The 3,251-nt window shown below is 51.3% G+C and carries 3 protein-coding genes and 1 tRNA gene; all 4 read left to right on the forward strand.

What is annotated here, in order from left to right; all coding sequences use genetic code 11:
• Positions 1 to 263 precede the first annotated feature (263 nt).
• The 4 genes from glmM to KDK14_RS05005 all read left to right on the forward strand — a co-directional run bounded on the left by glmM (position 264) and on the right by KDK14_RS05005 (position 3,159).
• Entirely contained in the window at positions 264 to 1,601 is a 1,338-nt protein-coding gene (gene glmM / locus KDK14_RS04990; RefSeq protein ID WP_257263915.1) for a phosphoglucosamine mutase, read from the forward strand.
• Between the two features lie 121 nt (positions 1,602 to 1,722).
• The gene (tpiA, locus tag KDK14_RS04995; protein ID WP_257263916.1) at positions 1,723 to 2,469 is read left to right on the forward strand and encodes a triose-phosphate isomerase; all 747 of its coding nucleotides are present in this window, start codon (positions 1,723 to 1,725) and stop codon (positions 2,467 to 2,469) included.
• A gap of 1 nt (position 2,470) precedes the next feature.
• A complete protein-coding gene (secG, locus tag KDK14_RS05000) occupies positions 2,471 to 2,866 on the forward strand; it encodes a preprotein translocase subunit SecG (RefSeq protein ID WP_257263917.1) in 396 nt (131 codons plus the stop codon).
• A 206-nt stretch (positions 2,867 to 3,072) separates the two neighbouring features.
• Positions 3,073 to 3,159: transfer RNA gene (locus KDK14_RS05005), tRNA-Leu, on the forward strand.
• The last annotated feature ends 92 nt before the right edge of the window (positions 3,160 to 3,251 follow it).

Genomic DNA, 3,251 nt, shown 5'->3' on the forward strand with positions numbered 1-3,251 from the left:
CGACTGCATGGATGCAGGAGCCAGAGCAACGCAGGAGCAGTTGCCGCCGACTGCAAGGATGCAGGCGTCAGAGCAACGCAGGAGCAGTTGCCGTGTATGGCAGCCTATTCTCGGACAGCCTCCCGGGGCAGCCTCTTGGCTACGGTTATGCTCCCTGCGCTGTGCCTTGCATTAGTAACTGTCCTCATAGCAGTAATATACGACTCCATTTGGCCAACTACTTACCACCGGTCATTTCATTCTGTAATTCTTGGTAAAGGGCTATGGCACGCAAATATTTTGGTACCGACGGAATACGTGGGAAAGTGGGTGATTTTCCGATTACCCCGGATTTTGTCCTGAAGCTGGGTTGGGCAGCGGGTCGTGTGCTGGCTGAACAGGGTGAAGGGAAGGTCATTATTGGTAAAGATACCCGAATTTCCGGTTATATGTTTGAGTCTGCTCTTGAGGCCGGTCTGTCTGCTGCCGGTATTGATGTGGTCCTGACCGGGCCTATGCCAACCCCGGCTATTGCCTATCTGACCCGTACCTTTAATGGGCAGGCAGGTATTGTGATCAGTGCCTCCCATAACCCATTTTACGACAATGGTATAAAGTTCTTTGCGGGCGACGGTACCAAACTATCCGATGAGGTCGAGCTGAAAATTGAAGCATTGCTTGAGTCAGAGATTGAGGTGGTTGATTCCCAGAGTCTGGGTAAAGTGACCCGGATGAATGATGCGGCAGGCCGTTACATTGAATACTGCAAGGGCAGTACTTCCCAGCAGCTGGATCTGCGCGATATGAAAATAGTGATCGATGCCGGTCATGGTGCAACCTACCAGGTAGGCCCTGCGGTTTTTCGTGAACTGGGTGCGCAAGTGATAGCGATGGGCACCCGTCCCAATGGCGTCAATATCAATGAGGATGCCGGCGCTATCAGGCCAGAAGGTATGGCTGCCAGAGTCAAAGAGACCGGTGCAGAATTGGGCATTGCGTTTGACGGTGATGGTGACCGGGTCATTATGGTGGATGAGAAGGGCGAGATCGTCGATGGCGACCAGCTGCTGTTTATTATTGCTATGGATCGCCATTCCAGAGGGATACTGAATGGTGGTGTGGTGGGCACGTTAATGACCAACCTGGGGATGGAGAAAGCCCTTGAGGCCGCCGGGATTCCCTTTGCCAGGGCCGATGTGGGTGACCGTTATGTGAATGAACTGCTCATAGCCAATGACTGGCAGCTCGGCGGTGAGTCGTCTGGTCACATTATCTCCCGTGATGCATCAACCACCGGTGATGGGATTGTCTCGGCACTGAAGGTATTAAAAGCCATGCAGACAGCAGGTCAATCCCTGTCTGAAATGGTGGGTGCGATTACCCTTTACCCACAAGTCATGATTAATGTCCGGGTTCAGAACAAGCGGGATACTGACACCATTGCCGGTATTGTTGCGGCGGTAAAAAAGGCAGAAGAAGAAATGGCTGGAAAAGGCCGCGTTCTTTTGCGGCCCTCAGGAACTGAGCCGGTTATCCGGGTGATGGTTGAAGGTGAAGACGGCGTTCAGGTAAAGGCTCAGGCTGAAAAGCTGGCAACTGTGGTTGCCAGGGAAATGTGTTGAATGACTCCCCTGGATGGGAACTGTGCTGCCTTGATTTCAATAGCTTCACAGGGCTTGACTTATTGTATGTTGCCGTCTTTCGGGTTAGTATTCCGGCCTCGCGATTAAAGAGGTAAGTGGTATGCGTCAGCCACTGGTAGCCGGAAACTGGAAGATGAATGGTTCTTCAGACAGTATCCGCGAGCTTGTAGATGGAATCCTTTCGGGGCTTGAAACCAAGGCTGAGGTCCTCGTTTTTCCACCTGGCGTATACGTTCAGCAGGTACGCGACTTGTTGAAGGGTTCTGCGGTTAAATATGGTGTGCAAAATGCCTCCGATAAGCTCTCAGGAGCCTACACGGGTGAAATCTCGCCTCTGATGGCCAAAGACCTTGGCTGTGAATATGTACTTATTGGCCACTCTGAGCGTCGTTCTCTTTATGGCGAAACCGATGCCGATGTGGCAGCGAAATTTTGCGCTCTGGTTGATCAGGGGCTGGTCCCGGTCCTTTGTGTTGGTGAGACCCTGTCTGAGCGCGAAGTTGGTGACACTATGAAAGTAGTGGCCCATCAGATCAATACGGTGCTTCGGGCTGCAGGTCCGGAGCGTCTGGCTAATTTTGTCATTGCCTATGAACCCGTTTGGGCTATTGGCACTGGTCTGACTGCTACGCCAGAACAGGCGCAGGAAGTTCATGCTGAAATTCGTGCGCTGCTGGCAGAAAACGATCCGTCCATGGCGGACAGAACCCGTGTTCTGTATGGTGGAAGCATGAAAGCCGACAACGCAGCAGAACTCATGAGCCAGCCTGATGTGGATGGTGGTCTGATTGGTGGTGCTTCGCTCATAGCTGCTGATTTCAAGGTGATATGTCACGCTGCGGGATAATATGGAAACCATTATTCTTCTTGTGCACGTGCTGGTAGCTGTTGGTGTGATTGTTATGATCATGCTGCAGCAGGGCAAAGGTGCAGAAACAGGGGCCAGTTTTGGCTCAGGGGCTTCGCAAACGGTGTTTGGTAGTCAGGGCTCAGCGAACTTTCTGAGTCGTACCACCGCTATTCTGGCGACGATCTTTTTCGTAACCAGTATTGGCTTGGCGATGATGGCCAGGCAGAAGGCTGACAGTGTTGTTGATGCCGGTTTACCGTCTGTTCAGATTGAACAAATTGTGCCGGTAAATGACGCACCTTTCCCGGTTGATTCATTAGAAAACACTATCGAAAGCGATGCGCCTGTGTTAGAGTCTCAGCCCGTTGAGAGCAGTGGGTCTGAAGGTACATAACTGTTCGCTGAAACCATATTGACCCTTGATTCCCATGGGCTACAAGCACATGTACTTAAGTTCAATATGGCTGCAGCTCCTGGTAATCGGGAACATTGGATGGGATCACCAAACAGTTTCTAAGGTACTCAGTAAGGTTGAAAATATTATTGGTTTATAAAGAGTTTTCTTAAGCAGTTTTGCTGCAGCCGAAGGCGGCAGTCAAGGCCGAAGTGGTGGAATTGGTAGACACGCTGTCTTGAGGGGGCAGTGCCTGTATGGGCGTACGAGTTCGAGTCTCGTCTTCGGCACCAATAAAATCAAGCACTTACGGGGATTTAGCGATAGACTAAGTAACTATTCTGTGAACCCAGCCAAACCAGCCCACCAAGCTGGTAAGGAATAC

Source organism: Endozoicomonas sp. ONNA2 (assembly GCF_024606365.1).
Taxonomy (GTDB): domain Bacteria; phylum Pseudomonadota; class Gammaproteobacteria; order Pseudomonadales; family Endozoicomonadaceae; genus Endozoicomonas.

Excerpts from the sequence above, each read along its gene's own strand:
- secG (WP_257263917.1), top strand. The coding sequence starts at position 2,471 with ATGGAAACCATTATTCTTCTTGTGCACGTGCTGGTAGCTGTTGGTGTG.
- tpiA (WP_257263916.1), top strand. The coding sequence starts at position 1,723 with ATGCGTCAGCCACTGGTAGCCGGAAACTGGAAGATGAATGGTTCTTCA.
- glmM (WP_257263915.1), top strand. The coding sequence starts at position 264 with ATGGCACGCAAATATTTTGGTACCGACGGAATACGTGGGAAAGTGGGT.